This is a genomic window from Cedecea sp. (genome assembly GCF_036500665.1).
Lineage (GTDB): Bacteria > Pseudomonadota > Gammaproteobacteria > Enterobacterales > Enterobacteriaceae > Cedecea.
The window spans coordinates 1-6474 of the sequence record NZ_DASYBS010000028.1 but is presented as its reverse complement, the minus strand read 5'-3'; the positions used below and the strand labels follow the sequence as shown (position 1 = coordinate 6474).

General features: G+C 48.9%; 4 rRNA genes. 3 read left to right on the top strand and 1 reads right to left on the bottom strand.

From position 1 onward, the window contains the following. Both VGM55_RS04535 and VGM55_RS04530 read left to right on the top strand, forming a co-directional pair. Positions 1 to 606 (top strand): 16S ribosomal RNA (locus VGM55_RS04535); the annotation flags it as partial. A gap of 59 nt (positions 607 to 665) precedes the next feature. Further along, positions 666 to 4079 (top strand): 23S ribosomal RNA (locus tag VGM55_RS04530). A gap of 266 nt (positions 4080 to 4345) precedes the next feature. Here the strand turns inward: VGM55_RS04530 and rrf are convergent. After that, positions 4346 to 4465 (bottom strand): 5S ribosomal RNA (rrf, locus tag VGM55_RS04525). A 694-nt stretch (positions 4466 to 5159) separates the two neighbouring features. On the opposite strand from rrf, the gene VGM55_RS04520 reads away from it, so the two are divergent. Then, positions 5160 to 6474: ribosomal RNA gene (locus VGM55_RS04520) — 16S ribosomal RNA — on the top strand; the annotation flags it as partial.

The following is a 6474-nucleotide window of genomic DNA, read 5'->3' as shown; positions in this document are numbered from 1 at the left end:
GGAACCTCACCAGGCCCGGACATAGTCATGATTGACAGATTGAGAGTTCTTTCTCGATTCTATGGGTGGTGGTGCATGGCCGTTCTTAGTCGGTGAGGTGACTTGTCTGGTTAATTCCGATAACGGACGAGACCTCGACCTACTAATTAGCTGATGCTTACTCGTAAGCTCTCAGCTTCTTAGAGGGACTTTGTGAGTCATCACAAGGAAGTTCGAGCCTATAACAGGTCTGTGATGCCCTTAGATGGCCTGGGCTGCACGTGCGCTACAATGGCAGAGCCAGCGAGCCTTATCCTTGTCCGTTCGGACTGGGTAATCTTGTGAAACTCTGTCGTATCAGGGATTGACCCTTGCAATTATGGGTCATGAACGAGGAATTCCTAGTAAGGACAAGTCATCACCTTGTGCTGATTACGTCCCTGCCCTTTGTACACACCGCCCGTCGCTTCAACCGATTGGATGATCCGGCAAATTACACGGACTCGAGGTGTAGCTTTGCTCTGGCATCGCACGCCGCGAGGAAGTGTCGTGAGCCTTATCATCTAGAGGATGAAGAAGTCGTAACACGGTATCCGTAGGTGAACCTGCGGATGGATCATTCTTGGTTTTAACTACCAACCTAACGAACTTACTGTTGTACCCTGTTAACAACGGTTAACGATCAATTCCAAACTAAAAACTCTTAGCGATGGATGACTCGACTCTCGTAACGAGGAAGGACGCAGCAAACCGCGATAAGCAGTATGACTTGCGAACTCTCGTGAATCACCAGATTTCTGAACGCAATTGTACTCTTGGCTTCGGCCTCGAGTACGCTTGGTTCGGTATCATTTAGACTTCCAAAGGAGTCAAGCACTCGGCTTGCCTTGTGCGATGCTTCCTTTGGGCCTGGAGCCCTCACTCTCTAAAGTGTGGGCTGTCGAGATGAATCTTTCAGATTGAGTTAGGTGCCATTTTAGTAGAATTACTCTTTGGCAGCTTCTCTTTCCTATGAAGGATGTTGTTCTTTCTTTTTGATCCGAACTCAAGCGAGGCTACCCGCTGAATTTAAGCATATTATTAAGCGGAGGAAAAGAAACCAACAGGGATTCCCCCAGTAGCGGCGAGCGAAGTGGGAACAGTCCGAGATGTTAATCCCCATTTCGGTGAGGAGTTGTACATCTAACCTCGACCAGGAAGATCGCTGTACTAAGTCGCCTGGAAAGGCGCGCCACAGAGGGTGACAGTCCCGTCTTTGTGCAGAGACGCTTTCGTTCGGTCAAGGTTGCTTGAGTCACGCTCTTTGGGAGTAGAGCGCAAATTGGGTGGTAACCTCCATCCATGACTAAATATCAACGAGAGATCGATAGCAAACAAGTACCGTGAGGGAAAGTTGAAAAGTACTTCGAAAGGAGAGTTAAAATACCTGAAATCGCTAAGGGGGAAGCGACTGTCCGTGACCCATATCTGGAGAACCTCTCCAGATTACTTGACATCACTTCAACGGCTCTTGATATCGTCTTGCTTTACTCTGTAAAGCTCGATGTTTTTCCTGAGCGATTGGAGTGACGCCTTCTGGCTTGCCATAAGTTGTCAAGAGAGGCACGTACAGGCGACCCGTCTTGAAACACGGACCAAGGAGTTCAACAATTGTGCAAGTGTAAGAGTGTGAAACTCCTACGCGCAGTGAAAGCAATAGCTGTGAGTACAAACGAAACAGCGGCCGACCACGAAGTTCGAGCTTGAGCATAATTGTTTAGACCCGAAAGATGGTGACCTATACCTGAGTTGGGTGAAGCCAGGGGAAACTCTGGTGGAAGCTCGTAGCGATACTGACGTGCAAATCGTTCGTCAAACTTGGGCATAGGGGCGAAAGACTAATCGAACCATCTAGTAGCTGGTTCCCTCCGAAGTTTCCCTCAGGATAGCTGGAAGTTTAACATCAGTTAAACCCGGTAAAGCTAATGATTAGAGGCCTCGGGGACGTCTTGTCCTCGACCTATTCTCAAACTTTAAATGGGTTTGCCCACCTTGCTACTTCAGTGAGCTCGGTGGATCAATGAGACTTCTTAGTGGGCCAGTTTTGGTAAGCAGAACTGGCGATGAGGGATGCTCCTAACGTCTGGTTAAGGTGCTAAACACTCGCTGATCAGACACCAGAAAAGGTGTTGGTTCATTGAAACAGCAGGGCGGTGGTCATGGAAGTTGAAACCCGCTAAGGAGTGTGTAACAACTCACCTGCCGAATGAACCAGCCCTGAAAATGGATAGCGCTAAAGCGGGCGACCGATACCAGACCGTCATAGCAAGCAATGCTTTGACGTGTAGGAGGGCGTGGGGGTAGCATAGAAGGCTCAGTCGTGAGACTAGCTGGAGCTGCCTCTAGTGCAGATCTTGGTGGTAGTAGCAATTAATCAAATGAGAACTTTGATGACCGAAGTGGATAAGGGTTCCGGGTGAACAGCAATTGTCCTCGGGTTAGTCGGTCCTAAAGGAAAAGCTTGCACCTTCAGAGTGAGGCTTTGCCTCTTCTCCTGAAAGGGAAAAAGGCTTAAATTCCTTTACTGGTTTGCGGAGTTGTGGCAACACGCTTGAACTTGAGCTGTCAGGGAGAGCCCTGGGGAGCGTTATCTTTGCTCTTTAACAGCACCACTCCTTTGAATCGGCTTGTCCGGAGACGAGGATGAAACGCTGGCATAGCTCCCTGCGTATGCTAGGAGTCCGGTGCGCTCTCACTGATCTATGAAACCTCAAGGGATATTTATTCCGCTTACCAGCCGTACCCGAAACCGCATCAGGTCTCCTAGGTTCGCAGCCTCTGGTCGATAGAATAAGGCGGATGAGGGAAGTCGGCAAACTAGATCTGTACCTTTGGAAAAAGGATTGGCTCTGAGGGCCGAGTGTGGGAGCCCTTTGAACATAGCGTGTTTCCTTTGGCTTTGGCTTCGGCTCGAGCCTACTGGAAGCGTTGCTTGTTCGCTGGGTCGGCTTCGCCATTCCCACACACTGATCGGTCAACTCAGAACTGGTGCGGACAAGAGGAATCTGACTGTTTAATTAAAACAAAGCATTGCGATAAGCGGAAACGCTTTTTACGCAATGTGATTTCTGCCCAGTGCTCTGAATGTCATTGCGATGAGATTCGCCCAAGCGCGGGTAAACGGCGGGAGTAACTATGACTCTCTTAAGGTAGCCAAATGCCTCGTCAGCTAATTACTGACGCGCATGAATGGATCAACGAGATTCCTACTGTCCCCATCCGCCATCTAGCGAAACCACAGCCAAGGGAACGGGCTTGGCAAAATAAGCGGGGAAAGAAGACCCTGTTGAGCTTGACTCTAGTCTGACTTTGTGGAGTGACTTGGGGGGTGTAGAATACGTGGGAGCTTCGGCAACAGTGAAATACCACGACCTTCAATGTCGCTCTACTTACTCTGTTACAAAGAGCCACGTCCTAGACGTGTTCTGGAATTAAGGTCCTTCGGGGCTGATCTTTTCAGAGGACATCTTCAGATGGGGAGTTTGGCTGGGGCGGCACATCTGCGAAACTGCAGCGCAGGTGCCCTAAGGTTGACTCAGAGAGAACAGAAATCTCTCGTAGACTGAAAGGGGAAAAGTCAGCTTGATTCTGATTTTCAGTGCGAATACGAACTGCGAAAGCATGGCCTATCGATCCTTTAAGCGCAGAAAGGTTCTGCCTAGAGGTGACAGAAAAGTTACCACAGGGATAACTGGCTTGTGGCAGCCAAGCGTTCATAGCGACGTTGCTTTTTGATCCTTCGATGTCGGCTCTTCCTATCATTGAGACGCAGAAGTCTCAAAATGTCGGATTGTTCACCCGCTAATAGGGAACGTGAGCTGGGTTTAGACCGTCGTGAGACAGGTTAGTTTTACCCTACTTATTATGTGGTATCGTGACAGTAAGCCAACTTAGTACGAGAGGAACTGTTGGCTGGAGCCTCTGGTAACGAGGTTGGTTGAAAGACCAGTGCCTCAAAGCTACGCTCCAAGGATAATGACTGAACGCCTCTAAGTCAGAATCCTAGCTGGAAATCGATACCCACGCATTCGACCTACAATTCACCGAATAAGTTTTCGATTGAGCACAATCTCTTTAGCCGGTAAAAGGCTGAGAGAGCTTTACAGGAGTTCGTCGAATGTTTCACATGCCTAAAAGACGATTAGGATCCAAGGAGGTGCTGTGAGCACGAGAGTAAGCTTTGTCTTACGATCTGCTGAGGCTTCCTCTCTTGGATTATGTAACCGTCCCGCCTTCAACTATCGGGACATCACATATCGCCCTTGGTACGCTAACTCTTGTACGCTTAGAGCCCAACTATCGGGACATCCAACTGAGACTTGCAAAAGGCCGTCAACTCCGTGGTGTTCCCGGGCGGTCCCCCAGCCCAGTACTGACCCGGCCTTGCATCGCTTAGCAACGGAGTTCGGATGGGATCCAGCGTTTTCGATGCAGTATGGTCGACGGCTAACCATTTTCGGACACTGGGTGTCGGACGGTATTCAACTATCGGGACATGTCTTGAGCGAGTTAAAGCGGTTGCCGTTGCCGTTGTTTTTCCAGTGCTATATGCACCAACTGGTGCGCATTTTTCGAATTCAATTTACCCCTTACTTCCAACTATCGGGACATGTCTAGCGCGTACTCCGGAGAAAAAAATATTCCCCTCATAATTATTTTTCCAGTGCGATATGCAGCACCTATTATTTGGGACTTTCATAGTAGCCCCTGAGTGAAGCCACTCAGGTGGTGAAGCTAGAGTAGAGAGCTGCCTCGATTAGAAAACACTAGCCAGGCTAGCAATAGCCCGACGAGTCTTTCTTCTGTCGAGGAATCAGCGCTAACAAGGAGCGGCTGTTGGACCCAGTCCGGCCCACTCTGAATAATTGCTTTGCTGTAATTGTAGAGGTTGACTAATAACCGGTGGTTGTCTCTAGGTCAAAGGATGCTAAAGGGAAGTCTAAGGCTTCTCTTAGCGACAGCGCTCCGATGGAGCTTCGACCCCAAAGTCGAACCTCTCTCGAGCTTAGCTGCTTGCGATGAGTGATTAGGAGTTGTGCTAGCTTTTAGCACTGACTTCTTATCGAACTCACCTACGTTCGGATAGCTTTACTCGGGGAACAGCAGCATCAATTTGGTCTGCTTCCTCTGGTGAACTAACCCAACTAACCTGGTTGATCCTGCCAGTAGTCATATGCTTGTTTCAAAGATTAAGCCATGCAAGTCTAAGTATAAGCTACTTATACGGCAAAACTGCGAATAGCTCATTATAACAGTTATAATTTACACGAAGATCATTACCAAATGGATATCCATGGTAATTCTGGAGCTAATACATGCTAAAACACCCGACTTCTGGAAAGGTGGCATTCATTAGTTCGCGGAACCAACCGGTGGGCAACCACTGTACTTGGTGATCATAATGACAGAGCGGATCGCATTTCATGCGACAGTTCGTTCAAGTTTCTGACCTATCAGCTCCCGTCGGTAGGGTATTGGCCTACCGAGGCAGTGACGGGTAACGGGGAATTAGGGTTCGATTCCGGAGAGGGAGCCTGAGAAACGGCTACCACATCTAAGGATGGCAGCAGGCGCGCAAATTACCCAATCCCGATACGGGGAGGTAGTGACCAGAAATAGCAACGCAGGACTTTACTAAGTTCTGTGATTGCAATGAGCGGAAGGCAAAACTATTTGCGAGTACCTATTGGAGGGCAAGTCTGGTGCCAGCAGCCGCGGTAATTCCAGCTCCAATAGCGTATATTAAATTTGCTGCAGTTAAAGCGTCCGTAGTTGGATTTCGTTCAGTTGAGAAATAGCCGGACAACCCAGTTGTTCAGCGATTCTCAATAAGAACTTGGGCTTTTAAGGGCTTCGGCTCTTGTTGGCCCCGTTACTTTGAGCAAATTGGAGTGCTCCAGGCAAGCTATCGCTTGAACAGCTCAGCATGGAATAACAAGATACGACTTTGGTCTTTCTTGTTGGTGACATGGACCCAAGTAATGATTGATAAGGACATATGGGGGCGTCTGTACTCGCTGGAGAGAGGTGAAATTCTAAGACCCAGCGAAGACAAACAAGTGCGAAAGCATTCGCCCAATGTGTTCCTGTTAATCAAGGACGAAAGTTGGGGGATCGAAGACGATTAGATACCGTCGTAGTCTCAACTATAAACTATGCCGACTGAGGATCGGAGGTCGTACCATTACAACTCCTTCGGCACTCCAAGAGAAATCTAAGTCTCTGGGCCCTGGGGGGAGTATGGTCGCAAGGCTGAAACTTAAAGGAATTGACGGAAGGGCACCACCAGGAGTGGAGCCTGCGGCTTAATTTGACTCAACGCGGGGAACCTCACCAGGCCCGGACATAGTCATGATTGACAGATTGAGAGTTCTTTCTCGATTCTATGGGTGGTGGTGCATGGCCGTTCTTAGTCGGTGAGGTGACTTGTCTGGTTAATTCCGATAACGGACGAGA